Origin of the sequence: Clostridium sp. (assembly GCF_051650885.1) — a bacterium.
Lineage (GTDB): Bacteria > Bacillota > Clostridia > Clostridiales > Clostridiaceae > Clostridium.
This window is the reverse complement of record NZ_JBOFRG010000263.1, coordinates 1-18,164: the sequence shown is the minus strand read 5'-3', so window position 1 is coordinate 18,164 and position 18,164 is coordinate 1. Positions and strand designations below refer to the sequence as shown.

The window sequence follows — 18,164 nt, the reverse complement described above, 5'->3', positions numbered from 1 at the left end:
CTTATAAAATTAAGATGAAACCTTTAGCTTCATCTTAACCTCCATTTACTATATTTAATAATTCATCACCATATTTTAAAAGTTTCTTTTCTCCCATACCTCGGATGCTCATAAGTTCATCCTTAGTTTTAGGCTTTGTATTTGCTATATTTATTAAAGAGGTATCTGAAAAAATAATGTATGGTCTTATATTTTCTTTTCCTGCCATTACTCTTCTCCACACCTTTAACTTTTCATAAAGAACTTTATCTAATATTTCCTCTTCTATATTTTCTAATATCATTAAAACTTCTTTTTCTGATCTTAAAACTTTTATAGATTCATTATTTAACTTTAACATTGAATATGTTCCTTCTTTCAAGGAAACATCACCATTTTCTAAAAGTCCATTTATTACTTCTTTTATAAACTTAGAACTACTTTCTCTCATAAGACCAAAGGTTGTTATTTTATCTAACTTATCACGTATTATTTTAGGCCCTTTAATCCCTCTTAAGATATCTGTAATTACTGAAATTCCATAACCTTCTCTTGTTCTAAACACAGTTGATAAAATCATTTGAGCTTCTTTTGTAAAATCTCTTACCTTATCTGAATTTAAACAGTTAGTACAGTTATTACAAAAACTCATTTTTTTATCATTATTAAAATAATCTAAAAGATATCCTCTTAAGCACCCATCATACTCGCAATAGTCTATCATACTTTGCAATTTCCCTATTGCTATTTGACGCCTACCTAAGGGTACACTTTTATTTATCAAAAACTCTACACGTTTTATATCTATTCTATTAAAAATCAAATAGCAATCACAAGCTTCTCCATCTCTACCACCACGACCAATTTCTTGATAATAGCTTTCTAAGTTTTTAGGCATTGTAAAATGAATTATATATCTTATATTACTTTTATCAATTCCCATTCCAAAGGCATTTGTTGCTATCATTATATTTTTCTCTTCATTTAAAAAAGCCTCTTGATTTTTTGTTTTTTCCTCTTCTTTCATTCCACCATGATACTTTAAAACACTAAATCCTATGTCCCTTAGAACACTATATAGTTCATCAACTTCTTTTCTTGAAGCACAATATATTATTCCACTTTCATCCTCATGCTCTCTTAGAATATGAGTTACTTCTTCTTTATCTATTTCTTTTAAGACTTTTATTTTTAAATTATTTCTATTTATATTTCCTTTATAAATATATGGATTTCTAAGCCCTAATAATTTTATTGAGTCTTCCATAACTTCTTTTGTTGCTGTTGCTGTAAATGCTGATATAACTGGCCTCTTATTAAGTTCATCACAAAAAACCTTTATTTTTCTATAGCTTCTCCTAAAATCATGTCCCCATTCTGAAACACAATGAGCTTCATCTATTGCTATATGACTTATATCTAAGCCTTTTATCATCTTTCTAAAATAATCTGATTCAAGCCTTTCTGGTGCTATATAAAGTATTTTATATTCACCAAGTGCTGCATCATTTAAAATTTCTTTCATCTGCTCTGTGCTAATACTACTATTTATAAATGCACCTTTTAAACCAAGCTCCTTTAAATTATCTACTTGGTCTTTCATAAGAGAAATAAGTGGTGAAATAACTATTGTTACTCCACTTAAAATAATTGATGGAATTTGATATCCTATTGATTTTCCACCACCTGTTGGAAGAAGACAAAACACATCAATTCCATTTATTATTTTTTCTATTACTTCTAGTTGACCTTCTTTAAAACTATCATAACCATAGAATTTTTTTAATGCATAATGTGCTTTTTCCCTAGTATTCATTTCACCACTCCTTTCTATTTTACTTTGCTTTTTATTCCTTCATATAAATGCTCTAAATAATCTATTTTAAAACCTGCATCTTTAATTTTATCTAATCTTATTTTAGCTCCCTCAATAGAAACTCTAGCTTCTCTAAAATCCTTTACCTTTATACATCTACTTGTATAATCTAATAAATAATCTACTTTTATTGCATCCTTGGCTAAATCTTCACGACCACCATTTACAATATCTAAAACTTCACTATAAACCTTAGGTGAAAGGTCCTCTCTTACTGTACTTAAAAAATCATTATTTTTACTATTTTTCTTTGCCATAACACGAACTCCTGTTTTTTCTTTATAAGAATAATATACCCTTAAAATATTTTTATATCAACACCTTAAGTTTTGTCTTTTTTTCTTTTTTATAAACAATAAAACCTCTTTTAAGAAAATCTTAAAAAAGGTTTTATTTAAATAACTTATTTATTTTTCAATCTTTCTTCAACAATAACTGAATTTTTTCTTCCATATATAAAATATGAAATTACTATTATTGCTAATATTATTATAAATGTTATCCATGTATCACTTTTTAAGTTTGTCATTAAGAATATACAACATCCTGCTCCTAATATAGGTACTAATGGAACTAAAGGTGTTTTAAATCCTCTTTCTACATTTGGGAATTTCTTTCTGAAAATTATAATTGAGAATGAAACTAATCCATATACTAAAAGTAATGCTATACTTGCAAAGTTAGCAAGTTGACTTAAATTTATAAAGCCTGCAAGTATTGAACCTATTATTCCTACAACCCATAAAGATACATATGGTACATCATTTTTATCTTTTTTATTAAAGATTTTTGGAAGTAATCCATCTACACTCATTGTACTTATAATCTGTGATGTTGCAAAGTTACTTGCAAATATAACAGCTAAAATTCCTATTACACTTCCAAGTGATACTATTAATGCAATTGTTGGCTTTCCAGCCACATTTAAAGCATATGATAATGCATCAGATACATTTAAATTTGTATATGCAGTTATTCCTGTTAATACTGCTGACACTAATACATAAATTAATGTACATACCCCAAGAGATACTAAAAGTCCTATTGGTAACGCTTTTTTAGGATCTTTTACATATGGTGCTGCTGACGCCGTTGCATCAAAACCACAATAGGCAAAAAATACTGAAGCTGCTCCTGTCATTACACCTGTTATTTTATACGGCATAAATGGAGTCCAGTTACTAGAATGTATATGAAATATACCTACTACAACAAATAGTGCTATAACACCTATTTTTATAAGAACCATTATATTATTTACTTTTTTACTATCTTTTGTTCCTCTTGATATTACAAAAGTAATTAAAAGTATTGAAAATATAGCTGGTAAATTTACAATTCCTCCGTCTGATGGAATAGTTGTCAGAACTTTTGGCAAATGAATTTTCAATGCATCTAAAAAACTAACTAAATATCCGCTCCACCCAGAAGCTACTGTTGCCGTTGATAGAATATATCCAATAACTATACATAGTCCTCCAACATACGCTACAATCTCACCCATTGTAGTATAGATAAACGTGTATGACCCACCTGAACTTGGGATAGCTGAACAAAGTTCTGCATAACAAAGAACTATTATAGCTGCTGCAATTCCACCAATTAAGAATGATAACATTACTCCTGGGCCTGCTTCTGTTGCTGCTACAATTCCAGTTAAAACCATTACTCCTGTTCCTATAACTGAACCAATACTCATAAGAGTTAAGTCTAGTGTACCTAAATTCTTCTCACCTGAATTTACATGCTTTGACACACTCTCAATATTTTGAGTTCTAAAAATACTCATTTAACTCACCTTCTTCTATATGACTTTCTTCGCAAAGTTACCTACTCCTCTGCTTCTAAAGTTTTTGTCTAATTAAAAAAAATATACTTTTATTTTTTAATCTTTTTTCATAATATCAAAAATTTATTAACTTTTATTGTCCTTTTTTTAACTTAATAGTTAACTTTATTCCAATCCACCTATGTATTTACCATCTTTTTCTTTAAAAATATGAACTTTTTATTTTCCTTTTCGCCTTTATTTTTATCTCTTTATCATTTTTTATGACTATTTTTTAAAACTTTATTTTTAACTTACTTTATATTTCTCTAATATCTATTAAATTCTTAAATGAATTCCTTTTCTTTTTATTCATTTAATAGTAACTTTTTATTTATATTTATTAAATGTAAATTTTAAAAGAGAGGATAAAACCTCTCTTTCTATTATCTCTATATTCCCATATGAAATACACAATATTCTGCATTTTTTTCTACAACTTCTAGCATATCTATAAGTTTTTTCAAATCTTTTAATAACTTTCTTTTTTTCACTATTATTTTTTCATATGAGCCACCAACAAAGTATTCTTCACCTTCATGAACCTTCATTCCCTCAAACACATATGAACCTTCAAGTGTAAATTCTTCATCTCCTAAAGAAAATAAAATTGCCCATGCTTTGATTATTTTTTTAAGCTTTTCCGCATTATCATCTTGTATTAATGTTAATCCATGATATGCAAGCCCTCTCTTCTCTACTATTTCTTCACAATCATTTCTTATCCATTTTAATGTATCGTAAATATATATAATAATATCATCTTCAATCTGTATAAATGGTAAGTTCTCTTTATTATTATTGAAATAGTTAGTAACTACCTTCTCTCTTTTATCCTTAGTACTTATCTTGCTTTTTTTCACAAGAATAAAATCATGATGCATAGTTAAGCTTTCCTTATAATAATTCTTTTCTTAACTCTGCTGGAGTTTTATTAGAAAGATATCCAAGAGGTACATCAAAAACTGTTACTGCTCCACGTTTTCCTTCTTTAGCCATTTTATTTATAGCTCTTGCATAAGCTACTAAAACACTTGATGTAAATTCTGGATTACTATCAAGCTCTAAAGAATATTCTATTTTTTCTCTATTCCCATTTCCAGTAACTCCCGTTCTTATAACAAAGCCACCATGAGGCATTCCGCTATGCTCTCTCTTTAACTCTTCTTCTGAGATGAAATTTACTTCTGTGTCATAATCTGAAAAATAATTTGGCATTTCTTTTATTTCTTTTTCTATTAAATCTTTATCTGCACCCTCTTCTAAAACTACATAACAAATTCTATCATGCTTTTCTCTAGTTTCTAATTTAGGATTTTCCAAATTTCTAACCTTCGTTAAAGCCTCTTCTTTAGGTACTGTGTATTGTATTCCATTTTTAACACCATCTATTCTTCTTATAGCATCTGAATGGCCTTGACTTACTCCTCTTCCCCAGAAAGTATAATCTTCACCTTCTGGTAAAATAGCTCTTCCCATAAGTCTATTTATCGAAAATAATCCTGGGTCCCATCCTACTGAAATTATTGAAAGAGTATCACTTTCTTTTCCTATCTTATCCATTTCATCAAAGTACTCTGGAATTTTTGCATGAGTATCAAAGGAATCAACAGTATTAAATTCTTTTAAAATCATAGGTCCTTGCTCTGGTAAATCAGTTGCTGAACCTCCACAAAGAATCATAACATCAATATGTCCTGTATACTCTTTAATTTTAGATACATGAACTGTTTCTATTCCATCTACACTTATTCCTTCTCTTCTTGTAAAAACCGCCTTTAACTCCATATCCTCATTTTGCTTTATTGAATTTAACACTCCACGACCTAAATTCCCATAACCTACAACCCCAACTCTAACTTTTTCCATTATAAACCCTCCTATAAACTATGTTTTTATAATTTTACCATTTTTTGTATTATTTTTTCAACTAAACTTTTCTTTTTTCTTCTAATATGTAACTTTTACTATTCTTAATTGATGTTCTTAAACTTAATTTATTTCCTATACTTGCTGCTATACTAGCAGATAAAGCTTCCCCTTCTATATATGTATCATTGTTATTTAATAATTCACCTTTAAAAAACACCATTTCTTCACCATCATATAATATATCTACAGCCTTATCTTCATCTTGCAGATTTCTAACTAAAATATTTACTGGTCCAAGTCTTTTTATTTTTTCTAAGACTTCTTCAATATCTCGTATTCCAATAACACTTATATCAAACAATTCTTCAATATCATTTTTGCTTAAGATTAAAAGATATGCCAGTGGCAAAATTTCTTTTATATACACCTTTTTTTCATTTTTTGATAAAACACCTTCACCATTTTTAGAAACAATTTGCCCATTTACTACTATACTTGGAACATTTCTTTTTTTTCTTAATTCTTTTCCAACTACTTTTATATTATCTTCACCTATTAATGCCCCTATTTTTATAACATCAAAATCTAACTCTTCAAAAACAACTTTTATTTGGTCTTTTAATATTCCCTTCGATATTTTTTCAACCTTAAATTCGCCTAATCTATTTTGTGCAATTATTGATGTAGTAATTGTTGATGGACAAATCCCATTTTTCAAGAATATGGTAATATCTTTTTGAACTCCCACTGTTCCTATACAATCTGCTGCCGATATAGTCAATCCTCTATTCATTCTGTTCTCTCCTTTATCTTTTGTATTATATATTTTATTATATCCCATCTTTTAGTTTTACAAATCAAAATTATTTTAAACATTTTAAGAAAGGTGATGCACTGCACCACCTTTTAAAGTAATTTTTTATTCATCACCAAAAACTTTTTTTCTAAGTTCAAGACCTGCTTTTGTAATTGCCACTCCACCTAAAGCTGTTTCTCTTAATGATGATGGCATTTCACGTCCAACTTTATACATAGCACTTACAGTATCATCAAAAGGAATTTTTGAATCTACCCCTGCCATTACTAAATCTGCTGTACATAATGCACTTATTGCTCCTGATGCATTTCTTTTTGCACAAGGAATTTCAACAAGTCCTGCAACAGGGTCACATACAAGCCCTAAAATATTTTTTAATACTATTGCACCTGCATCCATACTCATTTTAGGTGTCCCGCCCATCATAAATACAGCTGCACCTGCACCCATAGCAGCTGCTGAACCACATTCCGCTTGACATCCACCTTCAGCACCTGAAAGTGTGGCATTCATTCCTATAATTGTTCCAATAGCTGCCGCTGCAAAAAGCCCTTCTATCATTTCATCCTCAGTTTTAGAAAGCTTTCCACCAGCTGCTAAAATAACCGCTGGTAATATTCCACATGAACCTGCCGTAGGACATGCAACTATTCTTCCCATAGATGCGTTAACTTCTGAACAAGAAAGTGCCATTGCCATTGCCATAACAGTTGTTGTTCCCGTTAAGGTATTTCCCTTTTTTAAATATTCATTTACCTTATGTCCATCTCCACCAATTAATCCTGTTACAGAGTACACAGCCTTTTCCATTCCTTCTGTTACAGAATCAATCATAACCTTTAAGTTATCACGCATTTTCTCTATAATAACATCTCTATCTTCATTAGACTTTTCTATTTCCATTCTTATTGCATATTCGCTTAAAGAAATATTTTCTTCATTACATATATGTATAAGCTCTTCTCCACTTCTTGCTATCTTCATTTTTTAAATCTCCTCCTTAACAGGATTAATAAGTATAACTTTTTCTATATAATTTAAATTTCTTATATTACTTAAAACTTCCTCATCAATGCTATGATCTAATTCAAAAATCATAGTAGCACCTTGTCCTCTTTGTTGTCTGAACACACTCATAAAGGCTATATTAACATCCTTCTTTGAAAGAAATGCTGTAACATTTGATACTACCCCTGGAATATCTTTTTGAGTTACTATTAAAGTTGGATAATCCCCTGTAAAATTAACTCTACTTCCATTAACCTCAGTAATTTGAATACTTCCACCACCAATAGATGAACCCATAACCTCAGTTATACTTCCATCTTTAGTTTTCATTATGAATCTAACAGTATTAGGATGTTCATCTCCTAAATCTGCCTCAACAAATTCATATTTTAATCCAATCTCTTTAGCTATTTCCATAGAAGTTCTAAGTCTTTTATCACTTGGATTCATTCCTAAAATCCCCGCAACTAAAGCCCTATCTGTTCCATGCCCCTTATACGTTTTACCAAAAGATCCATGAAGTAAAAACTTTACCTCTACAACATCATCACCTGCAATTGATCTTGCAACTCTTCCAAGTCTAGCTGCTCCTGCAGTATGTGAACTTGAAGGACCTATCATAATTGGCCCTAATATATCAAAAACACCAACATTTTTCATATCTTTCCCTATCCTTTTTAATTTATTTACCTTTATTTTAATATATTTTAAACTTAATTAAAATAGCTTTATAACTTACATTTTAAATTTTAATCTATTGTCACTTTTACTGAATACTTTAAATTGTATTTGGCAATAATTTAATTATTCTAATTAATATTTTTTCTTCAATAAATATTAATATATATTACACTTAAACTTTGGAGGTTTTATGGATATTTTATTTTTATTTGAAATAGCATTTATTTTATTTAACTTATTCTTTTTAATAAGAAATATAGTTAATAAACGTACAATAAAAAAAGAAGGAAGTTATCACTCAATCTATAATTTTAACTCTCTCTTCTTTTCTTCAACAATACTTTGCTTCATACTTATACTATACATAATTTTTGCTGAGAATGATTTTACACCACTCACTCAATCTTTAGCTATATTAATAATCCTTTTATTAATAATTTCAAATTTCGTAAATGCAAATATTTTATTTGGACACGATAATTTTTCATATTCTTATTATTCTATAAGCTACAAAAAAATAAATTATGTCCTTATTAAACCAAAAGGAAATAAAAAGCTTATTCTTTTCTCTCTCAATGATAAAAGAAAATTTTCTTTTACTACTTCTAAAAATAATAGTTCAATAATCTCCGAAATTTTAAACAGAAAATCTGTTGTAATTAAAAAAATAAAAGAAGAATAAGCCCTTTGCTTTTCTTCTTTTATTTCAATATCTTTTATTTAAAAAGACTTTTATAAAATCCATCAAATCCATCATCTCTTATAGAAACTTCTGATTCATCATTTACATAAAACTTATTCATTGTTGACACTATTAGATTAAACTTTTCTATATTGTTTTCTTCTAATAATACTGTATATAAATACGCTAAATGATCTTGCATGTATTCTTGCATATTTTTCATTTCTTCGTCCGTAATCTTACCTTCTTCATATAGTTTCTTAATTGGACCATTTCTAAATGAAAAATATGTTGATGACTTTGCTATATTTTGTATGTATTCCTTTGCTTCTCTTTTTTCTTCTTTACCTTCTATTTTTATCATTTTTTCCACCTCTTATTTTTTCTTTTTATACAATATATTTTATCAATAACACTTATACTTTATCAACCTCTCCTTTATTAACATTTCATTCATTATTTATTAATATCTTATTCTTTTTATATTGGTATTATTTATCTATGTTTATTTTAAATAATGTACATAATTAAACTATTGAAAGGACTGATATTTACGATGCAAATACTTGTATACATTGTCATCTTAGGATTAGTCTTCATGTTATGCAAAAATATGCTAAAGCCTTTTGGGGCACAATTAAGATTAAAAAGAGATGTTGATGGGTTAACTATTTGGAACATAATGCCTATATCATTTTCTTATGTTGTTGTTATTTTAATTATATTAGCTTATATGCTTTACTCACATGAAGGTATAAACCCTGTTACAATAGCTCTTGCAGTTGTTTTTATTGTTATTGCTCTAGCATCTGGTATTGTAAACTCAAGAATGGTTATCGGCTTTAAGAGACTTTCTTATATGTATAGTATGATGGAATTTAGTGAAATGAGTAAAATCACTATTGATCCACATATTAAAAAAGCTAATTACTCTTTAATAACTATAAGAAAAACAAATGGTGGAGAACTTAAGTTTATCTTACCTAATGAAAAGAAAGATATTTTCAGAAATTATATGGCTGAACACGGTAAACGTGCTATTGAAAGACATTAAAAAGCTATACCAGTATTACTTATAATAAGTTGTATTGGTATAGCTTTTTGATTAATAACTTTTCATTTTGACAATACTTTAAAATATCTTATTTAAAGAAAGAAGGTTTTATTTTGAACAATAATTTTGGTATTATACTTTTCATAGGAATGACTATATATTTCCTATTCACATTTAAGAAGAATTTTGATAAAAAGAAGGCATTATATGCACAAGGTGAATATAAAGAATTTATTCATTATATTCCAAGCTTTTATACTTATATAATTTGTGCAATTGCACTTTTAGGTTATGTTATTTACAGCTATAAGCACATGACACTTTTTGAAATAATTATGGGATTTGTATTCTTTATTATTATATTAATTTCTGCTTTTTTAAACAGAACTGTTATTTTAGCAAATGAAGGTATTTTCTTTATTCATTATTATTTAGAGTATAAAAAAGTAAGTGCTGTTGGAATTCAAAAATTATCTAGTGGAAAGTTTTCAATTGGCTTTATAAATAATAATAAAATTATTTTCAGTATGAAATTGAAAGAAGAACAAAAAAACATTGTTCGTGACTTTTTATCTAAAAAGAAAATTCATATAGAAGAATTTTAAATAGAAAAGAACTGTATCCGCAAGTACAGTTCTTTTTCTATTTAATAATCGTAAAATAAACTTCCCCCTATAAACTCCCTGAATATTGAGTTATCTGGTACATATTCCATAGGGATTTCTTTAAAGAAACTTAAAAATGCTTTTAATCTATAACTTTCTGCATAAACAGGGCTATCTTTTTTTATTTTATTTAATTCCTTTAATGCATAAGGTTTTAGTACTGATAACTCATAGACTAAAGTTGAATTAAACATATCTTCACATTCTTCTTGATATACAAAAATATTATTTCTTTCCCCCCTCTTTATAGAAGGCCACATTTTAAGAGTTTCTTCAGCACCATACCCTCTTGATAAATAATCTCTAACTATTCTTCTTATCTTTCTTACATCTGTTGTTTGAATTCTATTATGATTATCTAAATTTAATTGTGTTAATGCTGATATATATATTTTATATTTATTTTCTTCACTAACCTTTGATGTTAACATTGGATTTAATGCATGAATTCCTTCAACTATCAATATTCCATTTTTAGGAAGTTTAAGTTTATTCCCTCTCCACTCTCTTCTTCCTGTTTTAAAGTTATAGGATGGTATTTCAACTTCTTCTCCTTTTAACAACTTTAAAAAATGCTCATTTAGTGTAACTAAATCTACTGATTTTATAGTTTCAAAGTCATAGTTTCCTTCTTCATCTTTAGGATTTTCTTCCCTATCAACAAAATAATCATCTAAGGATATCGGTACTGGTACAAGCCCATTCACCCTTAATTGGATACTTAATCTTTTTGAAAATGTAGTTTTACCTGATGATGATGGACCTGCTATTAGAACCATCTTAACACCTCTTTTATTAACCACATTATCTGCAATGTATGCTATTTTTTTCTCATGCAATGCTTCTGATACTAATACAAGATTCCTAATATTCCCTTCATCTATCTCCCTATTTAAACTTCCAACTTCTCCAATGCCTAATATTTCAAGCCATTTTTCTGTTTCATAAAATATATTAAAAAGCTTCTTTTGCTCCTTAAATTCTGGTAACTCTTCTAAATTATTTTCTTCTGGATATCTAAGGATAAATCCTGGTTCATAATATTTCAAATCAAAAGCCTTTATTATGCCTGTACTATCACCCATTAACCCGTAAAAATAATCATACCTGTTTTGTAATTTATATAAATCGATGCTGTCCTCTTCCATTGTTTCTAAAAGTGCAACTTTATCTTCCATTCCATACTCTTCAAATACTTTAATTGCCTCTTCTTTTGAGAATTTTTCTTTTTCTATTTTCACATTTTCTTTAATTAACTCTAGCATTCGCTCTTTAATTTTAAACACATCTTCTTTAGTCAATGCTATTTTTTTATGAATTTCTCCAAATATACATTTACTAATAGAATGTTCTATTGTTATCTTTGCATTTGGAAATATATCAAGTGTTGCTTTTATAAATATAAATTGTAATGCTCTTTTATATATATTCATTCCAAGGCTTGTATCCAATTTTACAATAGTTAGATTTCCACTTTCTTTTATTTCTGATTTTAATTCAAAGTATTCATAATTCAGTCTGCATAAAGCTATGTTTTCTTTTTCAGTTTTAAAATGTTTATCTATTAATTCCTCGAAGGTTGTCCCTCTCTCTACATTTATTATCTTTCCATCTTCAAATATTATATTATAATTTTCCATACATTCACCCCTCTCTTTCCCATTATATTACTTTTTATTAAGGTATAAAACAAAATCTATATGAATATTCTACATTTTTTTGAGAACATTATTATAGAAGGAGGTTTTATTATGCTTATTTTACTTATAAGAACTATAATCTTATATATATTAGTAATGATTGTTATGAGACTTATGGGAAAACGTCAAGTTGGCGAGCTTCAACCCTATGAATTCATAATAACCATTATGGTTTCTGACCTTGCTCTTTTACCTATGCAAGATATAAAATTACCCTTACTTCTTGGAATTATTCCTATGCTTACTTTATTACTTTTAAAATTAAGCTTGTCTCAATTACAACTTAAAAGCCAATTTGCAAGAAAAGTTATAGATGGCTCTCCATCCATATTAATTTATAAAAGTAGAATTATTTACAAAGAGCTCAAAGTTCAACAAATAAATATTGATGAACTTATGGAAGAGCTTAGACTTGCTGGATATTTTGATTTAGAGGATATTAAATATGCTATTTTAGAAACTAATGGTGATATTTCAATACTTCCTAATAAATCTAATAATTCAACAAAACCTATATTAAGAAAATCTAAGGGCAAATATCATCGTAAAACCTCACCTAAAACAACTATGTCTGGTAATGAAGCCCCTACTGAAATTTTTTTACCTAAAATACTTGTTTGTGATGGAAAAATAAATATTAATGCATTAACGAAAGTTAATCGTTCTAAAGATTGGATTTTAGATAAACTAAAAGAAAATGGTGTAACAGATTTAAAAAAAGTTTTAATTGCTTTTTTTGATACTAAAGGCAATTTTAAATACCAGCTTTTTGATGAATATAAGGATGAAGAATATTATGAGGAATAGAATTATATCATTAATCTTATTCTTTTCTTTAATTTTTCTTGTTTTTTATGCTACAAAAAAATTAAACAATTTATATGAGTATATAGAATCTACTTGTAATGCTATGGAAGAAGCTGTCGAAATGAATGATTTTAATAAATCCTATGAACTCTCACTAAAGCTTCTAACTATTATTGAACAAGACGATGCTTTTTGCTCTTTTTATGTTTCGCACTATGATACAGAACTTCTTATGACTAATTGTATTTCTGTTGCAACTAGTTCACGTTCTGAAAGTTATGGCGATTCCTTAACGGCAATTCATATCTTAAAAGTTTCAGCTAAAACTATGAAAAACTTTCAAAATCCAACCTTAGAGAATATTTTTTAAAATTTTAAAAAGGGCTATTTTTATAGCCCTTTTCATCTACCTTTCTTCAAAAGTAGCACATTCTGTATCAGAAGAGTAACTGTTTAAATTATTAGAAATATCCACATTTTTTGCTACACAAGTTTGCCCCTTGTTATAAGTACATGTGTCTACACTGCAATTAATATATAAACTAGGATTTATGTCACGTACATCACTTGTTAAAGAATCCATTTTAGGTTGAAAATTTTTACAATTAGTTTCGCTAGAAAACTCTGCCTCTTGTCCACCAATTGTTATTTCATTGTTACAACAACAGTTTTGTTTATTGTTTGTACAATCTGAAACTTCACATTTTAATGTAGTCATTTAACATCAACTCCTTTTTCTTCTATACAACCATAGTATTTGTCTTTCTTTTAATTTAATACCCTTGTCTTATTGGTATTATACTTCTATTTATTCATTTTTTTGCTTTATAAGGTTTTTTATGCATATTTCTTTCTATTTTATTCATTTTATGCATAAAAAAATAAATTTTATTTATTTTTTATAAATATATTGCATAAATATTCCATCAGGTATATAATACCAATAAATGGTAGATTAATTTAAAGGGGGCATTTATATGAAAAAATTTAATAAAGTTGTTTTAGCTTATTCAGGAGGTTTAGATACATCTATAATTATTCCATGGCTAAAGGAAAACTATGGATGTGAGGTTATAGCTGTTGTTGGTAATGTGGGGCAATCTGACGAGCTAGAAGGATTAGAAGAAAAAGCACTTAAAACTGGTGCTTCTAAAATTTATATTGAAGATCTAACTAAGGAATTTGTAAATGATTATGTTTTTGAAACTGTAAAAGCAAATGCAGTTTATGAAGGAAAATACCTTTTAGGAACTTCTTTTGCAAGACCTATAATAGGAAAAAGAATGGTTGAAATAGCAATAGCTGAGGGTGCAGATGCTATATGCCACGGTTGTACTGGAAAAGGAAATGATCAAGTTAGATTTGAACTTGCTATAAAAGCTTTTGCACCAGATATGCCTATTATTGCACCTTGGAGAATTTGGGATATTAAATCTCGTGATGAAGAAATTCAATATGCAATTGATAAAAATATTCCAATAAAGCTTACTCGTGAAACTAATTATAGTAAAGATAAAAATCTTTGGCATTTAAGTCATGAAGGCTTAGACTTAGAAGATCCAAATAATGAACCTGATTATGAAAAAATTCTTGAAATGTCAAAGACAGTTTTCAAAGCACCTGATGAAGCTACTTATCTTACTCTTTCTTTTGAAGAAGGTATTCCTGTAGCTTTAAATGGAGAAAAAATGGACGGTGTTAGTCTTATTTTAGCTCTTAACAAGCTTGGTGGTGAAAATGGTGTTGGAACTTGTGACATGGTTGAAAATAGATTAGTTGGTATGAAATCACGTGGCGTTTATGAAACTCCTGGTGGAAGTATTTTATACTATGCACATAAAGAATTAGAATCTATTTGTTTAGATAAAGAAACTATGCATTATAAAGAAATGGTTGCATTAAAATTTGCAGATATTGTTTATAACGGTCAATGGTATACACCATTACGTGAAGCTCTTTCAGCTTTTATAAACAAAACTCAAGAAACTGTTACTGGTGATGTTAAATTAAAGCTTTATAAAGGAAATATTATAAGTGCTGGAATAACTTCGCCTTACTCTTTATATAGTGAAGAATATGCAACTTTTGATGAAGATGAAGTATATAACCAAAATGATTCTGCTGGATTTATAAATCTATTTGGATTACCTATTACAGTAAAAGCAAAAATGGAAAAGGCTCTTAAAGGAAAAAACTAATATGAAATTATGGGGTGGACGCTTTAAGACTTCAGTAGACCCATTAGTTAATGACTTCAATTCATCAATAAATGTAGACAAAAGAATGTACAAAGAAGATATAGAAGGAAGCCTTGCTCATGTTAAAATGCTTGGCTCAAAAAATATAATACCAAATGAAGCTAGTAAAAAAATTCAAGATGGTCTTTTAGAAATCCTAAAGAGATTAGAAAATGGAACTATTGAATTTGATATGACAGCTGAAGATATTCATAGCTTCACAGAAGGACTTTTAACCTACTATATAGGTCCTTCTGGAAAAATGCTTCATACTGGTAGAAGTCGTAATGATCAGGTTACTCTTGATTTAAGACTTTACTTAAAAAAATATATTCCTAATATAATAATGGATTTAACAGATTTATTATCTGTCCTTTACTCTAAAGCAAAGGATAATTTAGATACTATTATGCCAGGATACACTCATATGCAAAAGGCACAGCCAATCACATTTTCCCACCATCTTTTAGCTTACTGCGAAATGTTCAAACGTGATATAAATAGGCTTAAAGATGCGCTTGTAAGAATTGATGAAATGCCACTTGGAAGTGGAGCACTTGCAACTTCTACTTACCCAATTGATAGGCATATGGTTGCTGAAGCTTTAGGATTTTCAAAGGTTACATTAAATAGTTTAGATTCTGTTTCAGATAGAGATTATGCAATAGAAACACTTTCTTGCCTTTCTATTATAATGATGCATCTTTCAAGATTTTCAGAAGAAATAATCCTTTGGTGCACAAATGAATTTAGTTTTGTAGAGTTATCTGATAAGTATAGTACAGGAAGCAGTATTATGCCTCAAAAGAAAAATCCTGATGTTGCAGAACTTGTTCGTGGAAAAACTGGACGTGTTTATGGTGATTTAATTACTCTTTTAACAGTAATGAAAGGAATTCCTCTAGCTTATAACAAAGATATGCAAGAAGATAAGGAAGCTTTATTTGATGCCTTAGACACAGTTACTCTTTCCTTAAAGACTTTTAATGGAATGATAGATACAATGACTGTAAATAAGGAAAATATGAGAGAAGGTGCATCAAAAGGCTTTACTAATGCTACTGATTTAGCAGATTATTTAGTAAAAAAAGGTACTGCCTTCAGGGTTGCACATGAAATTGTAGGTGAAGTTGTACTTTATTGTATTAAGGAAAGTAAAGGAATTGAAGATTTATCTCTTCCTGAGCTTCAAAACTTCTCTAATATATTTACAAGTGATGTATATAATGCTATTTCATTAGTTACTTGTGTAGAAGAAAGAAATGTTTTAGGTGGTCCATCAAAGTCCTCTGTTCTTCTTCAACTTAAAGCTTTAAAGGATTTTATAAATGAGGTGAAATCTAATGTTTAAAGTTGGAATAATTGGAGCTACAGGTTATGTTGGATGTGAACTTTTAAGACTTCTTTTAAATCATCCTAAAGTTACTGTATCAAAGGTAAGTTCAACTTCTTTTGAAGGACAACCCTTTAGCTCAGTATATAAAAATTTTCTTTTTAAAACTGACTTAATTTGTGAAAATATTGATTCTGTGATAAATGATTCAGATGTTATCTTTACTGCACTTCCTCACGGCTTAAGTGAGGAAATTGCAGAAAAAGCATTTTATAGAGATAAACTTTGCATTGATTTAGGAGCTGATTTTAGACTTTCTTCTGAGGAATCTTATAAAAAATGGTATGGTAAAGATTTTGATAAACCAAAGCTTCATAAATACAGTGTCTATGGCTTACCTGAACTTAATAAAGAAAAAATTAAAACTCATAAAATAATAGCTAATCCAGGTTGTTATCCAACCTCTATTGAGTTACCACTTTTACCTCTTTTAAGAAATAAAATAATAAAAAATACTATTATTTGTGATTCTAAATCTGGTACAACAGGTGCAGGTCGTGCTTTAAATATTTCATCTCATTATACTGAGGTAAATGAAAATTTTAATCCTTATAAGATTGGTGCTCATAGACATATTCCTGAAATCGAAGAAATTCTTAATATAGAATCTAAGGAAAAGGTGAATTTAACTTTTACACCTCACCTACTTCCTATTAATAGAGGAATTTTATCTACTATCTACTCATATCTAAATAAGAATATTACATTAGACACGATACATGCTATTATGACTGACTTCTATAAGGATGCACCTTTTGTAAATATTCTTCCTTTAGGTGAAACGGCTGAAATAAAAGGAGTTAGGCTATCTAACTTTTGTAATATATCCTTACATTTAAATCATACAAAAGATACCTTAATAATAGTTAGTGCAATAGACAATATGATTAAGGGAGCAGCAGGACAAGCAATTCAAAATATGAATATAGCCTTAGGCTTTGAAGAAACCTGTGGTCTACTTTCTATAAGTCCTTGCTTCTAAATTTAGGAGGATTAATATGGAATTTATTAAAAATGGCTCTATTACTACTCCACTTGGCTTTAAAGCCTCTGGAGTTCATTGTGGATTAAAAAGTTCTAATAAAAAAGATTTAGCATTAATTTATTCAGAAGTTCGTGCTAAAGCTTTTGGTGTATATACAAAAAATATTGTTAAAGGTGCTCCTATCTACATTACTCGTGAGCACTTAGAAGATGGATTTGCTAGTGCAATAATCATAAATAGTGGAAATGCTAATACTTGTAATGGTGAACAAGGTTTAGAAGCTGCAAGAGCTATGTCTTATTTCACTTCCTTTGACCTTTCTGTTCCAAAGGAAGATATTTTAGTAGCTTCTACAGGCGTTATTGGTGTTCCTTTAAATTTAAAACCTATTGTTAATAAAATACCAACACTAGTAACTCTACTTTCTAAAGATGGTAGCAGAGATGCAGCTACTGCTATTATGACTACTGATACAAAATTAAAAGAATGTGCTATTTCCTTTACTCTTTCTGATAACACTACTTGTTCTATTGGATGTATCTCAAAGGGTTCTGGAATGATTGAACCTAATATGGGAACT

Annotated in this window: 20 protein-coding genes; 9 read left to right on the top strand and 11 right to left on the bottom strand. The window is 28.6% G+C overall.

Annotation, left to right across the window (positions count from 1 at the left end; all coding sequences use genetic code 11):
• Window positions 1-34 precede the first annotated feature (34 nt).
• The 8 genes from recQ to sdaAB form a co-directional block, all read right to left on the bottom strand.
• Complete coding sequence (recQ, locus tag ACRC28_RS12595; protein WP_438543798.1) at window positions 35-1,795, bottom strand: DNA helicase RecQ; 1,761 nt, start codon at window positions 1,793-1,795, stop codon at window positions 35-37.
• Between the two features lie 14 nt (window positions 1,796-1,809).
• Window positions 1,810-2,112 carry a hypothetical protein gene (locus tag ACRC28_RS12590; RefSeq protein ID WP_438543797.1) on the bottom strand — a complete coding sequence of 101 codons (303 nt, stop codon included), beginning with the start codon at window positions 2,110-2,112 and terminating at the stop codon, window positions 1,810-1,812.
• A gap of 146 nt (window positions 2,113-2,258) precedes the next feature.
• Window positions 2,259-3,644 carry an amino acid permease gene (locus ACRC28_RS12585; RefSeq protein ID WP_438543796.1) on the bottom strand — a complete coding sequence of 462 codons (1,386 nt, stop codon included), beginning with the start codon at window positions 3,642-3,644 and terminating at the stop codon, window positions 2,259-2,261.
• Between the two features lie 431 nt (window positions 3,645-4,075).
• On the bottom strand, window positions 4,076-4,546 hold the full coding sequence (locus ACRC28_RS12580) for a hypothetical protein (RefSeq protein ID WP_438543795.1): 471 nt from the start codon (window positions 4,544-4,546) through the stop codon (window positions 4,076-4,078).
• Between the two features lie 34 nt (window positions 4,547-4,580).
• Entirely contained in the window at window positions 4,581-5,552 is a 972-nt protein-coding gene (locus ACRC28_RS12575; RefSeq protein ID WP_438543794.1) for a diaminopimelate dehydrogenase, read from the bottom strand.
• 61 nt (window positions 5,553-5,613) lie between these two features.
• Window positions 5,614-6,348, bottom strand: a complete 735-nt coding sequence (locus ACRC28_RS12570; protein ID WP_438543793.1) for a bifunctional hydroxymethylpyrimidine kinase/phosphomethylpyrimidine kinase — start codon at window positions 6,346-6,348, stop codon at window positions 5,614-5,616.
• A gap of 126 nt (window positions 6,349-6,474) precedes the next feature.
• On the bottom strand, window positions 6,475-7,356 hold the full coding sequence (sdaAA, locus tag ACRC28_RS12565; RefSeq protein ID WP_438543792.1) for an L-serine ammonia-lyase, iron-sulfur-dependent, subunit alpha: 882 nt from the start codon (window positions 7,354-7,356) through the stop codon (window positions 6,475-6,477).
• Window positions 7,357-7,359: 3 nt separating this feature from the next.
• Window positions 7,360-8,040 carry an L-serine ammonia-lyase, iron-sulfur-dependent subunit beta gene (gene sdaAB / locus ACRC28_RS12560; protein WP_438543791.1) on the bottom strand — a complete coding sequence of 227 codons (681 nt, stop codon included), beginning with the start codon at window positions 8,038-8,040 and terminating at the stop codon, window positions 7,360-7,362.
• Between the two features lie 211 nt (window positions 8,041-8,251).
• Here sdaAB and ACRC28_RS12555 point away from each other — a divergent pair, with 211 nt between their 5' ends.
• Window positions 8,252-8,743, top strand: coding sequence for a hypothetical protein (locus tag ACRC28_RS12555; RefSeq protein WP_438543790.1), 492 nt, complete (start codon window positions 8,252-8,254; stop codon window positions 8,741-8,743).
• Window positions 8,744-8,777: 34 nt separating this feature from the next.
• Here the strand turns inward: ACRC28_RS12555 and ACRC28_RS12550 are convergent, their stop codons facing one another.
• Entirely contained in the window at window positions 8,778-9,107 is a 330-nt protein-coding gene (locus tag ACRC28_RS12550; protein ID WP_438543789.1) for a hypothetical protein, read from the bottom strand.
• A gap of 192 nt (window positions 9,108-9,299) precedes the next feature.
• On the opposite strand from ACRC28_RS12550, the gene ACRC28_RS12545 reads away from it, so the two are divergent.
• Complete coding sequence (locus tag ACRC28_RS12545; protein ID WP_438543788.1) at window positions 9,300-9,797, top strand: hypothetical protein; 498 nt, start codon at window positions 9,300-9,302, stop codon at window positions 9,795-9,797.
• Window positions 9,798-9,910: 113 nt separating this feature from the next.
• The gene (locus tag ACRC28_RS12540; RefSeq protein ID WP_438543787.1) at window positions 9,911-10,402 is read left to right on the top strand and encodes a hypothetical protein; all 492 of its coding nucleotides are present in this window, start codon (window positions 9,911-9,913) and stop codon (window positions 10,400-10,402) included.
• 41 nt (window positions 10,403-10,443) lie between these two features.
• On the opposite strand, the gene ACRC28_RS12535 is transcribed toward ACRC28_RS12540, so the two are convergent.
• Window positions 10,444-12,102, bottom strand: a complete 1,659-nt coding sequence (locus tag ACRC28_RS12535) for a nucleoside kinase (RefSeq protein WP_438543786.1) — start codon at window positions 12,100-12,102, stop codon at window positions 10,444-10,446.
• Window positions 12,103-12,213: 111 nt separating this feature from the next.
• Between ACRC28_RS12535 and ACRC28_RS12530 the strand changes: the two genes are divergently transcribed.
• Together ACRC28_RS12530 and ACRC28_RS12525 are read left to right on the top strand one after the other, a co-directional pair.
• On the top strand, window positions 12,214-12,969 hold the full coding sequence (locus ACRC28_RS12530; protein ID WP_438543785.1) for a DUF421 domain-containing protein: 756 nt from the start codon (window positions 12,214-12,216) through the stop codon (window positions 12,967-12,969).
• Window positions 12,959-13,339 (top strand): DUF4363 family protein, encoded by a 381-nt coding sequence (locus ACRC28_RS12525; RefSeq protein ID WP_438543784.1) that lies wholly within the window; start codon window positions 12,959-12,961, stop codon window positions 13,337-13,339. Before ACRC28_RS12530 ends, ACRC28_RS12525 begins: the two co-directional genes overlap by 11 nt.
• Window positions 13,340-13,375: 36 nt before the next feature.
• Here the strand turns inward: ACRC28_RS12525 and ACRC28_RS12520 are convergent, their stop codons facing one another.
• Complete coding sequence (locus tag ACRC28_RS12520) at window positions 13,376-13,687, bottom strand: DUF1540 domain-containing protein (protein ID WP_438543783.1); 312 nt, start codon at window positions 13,685-13,687, stop codon at window positions 13,376-13,378.
• A gap of 259 nt (window positions 13,688-13,946) precedes the next feature.
• Between ACRC28_RS12520 and ACRC28_RS12515 the strand changes: the two genes are divergently transcribed.
• The 4 genes from ACRC28_RS12515 to ACRC28_RS12500 all read left to right on the top strand — a co-directional run.
• On the top strand, window positions 13,947-15,167 hold the full coding sequence (locus ACRC28_RS12515) for an argininosuccinate synthase (RefSeq protein WP_438543782.1): 1,221 nt from the start codon (window positions 13,947-13,949) through the stop codon (window positions 15,165-15,167).
• Window position 15,168: 1 nt separating this feature from the next.
• On the top strand, window positions 15,169-16,557 hold the full coding sequence (gene argH / locus ACRC28_RS12510) for an argininosuccinate lyase (RefSeq protein ID WP_438543781.1): 1,389 nt from the start codon (window positions 15,169-15,171) through the stop codon (window positions 16,555-16,557).
• Entirely contained in the window at window positions 16,550-17,581 is a 1,032-nt protein-coding gene (gene argC, locus ACRC28_RS12505) for an N-acetyl-gamma-glutamyl-phosphate reductase (RefSeq protein ID WP_438543780.1), read from the top strand. The genes argH and argC overlap by 8 nt, the downstream gene beginning before the upstream one ends.
• Before the next feature lie 16 nt (window positions 17,582-17,597).
• Window positions 17,598-18,164, top strand: a 567-nt coding sequence (locus ACRC28_RS12500; RefSeq protein WP_438543779.1) for a bifunctional ornithine acetyltransferase/N-acetylglutamate synthase, incomplete at its 3' end; no start/stop codon positions are given.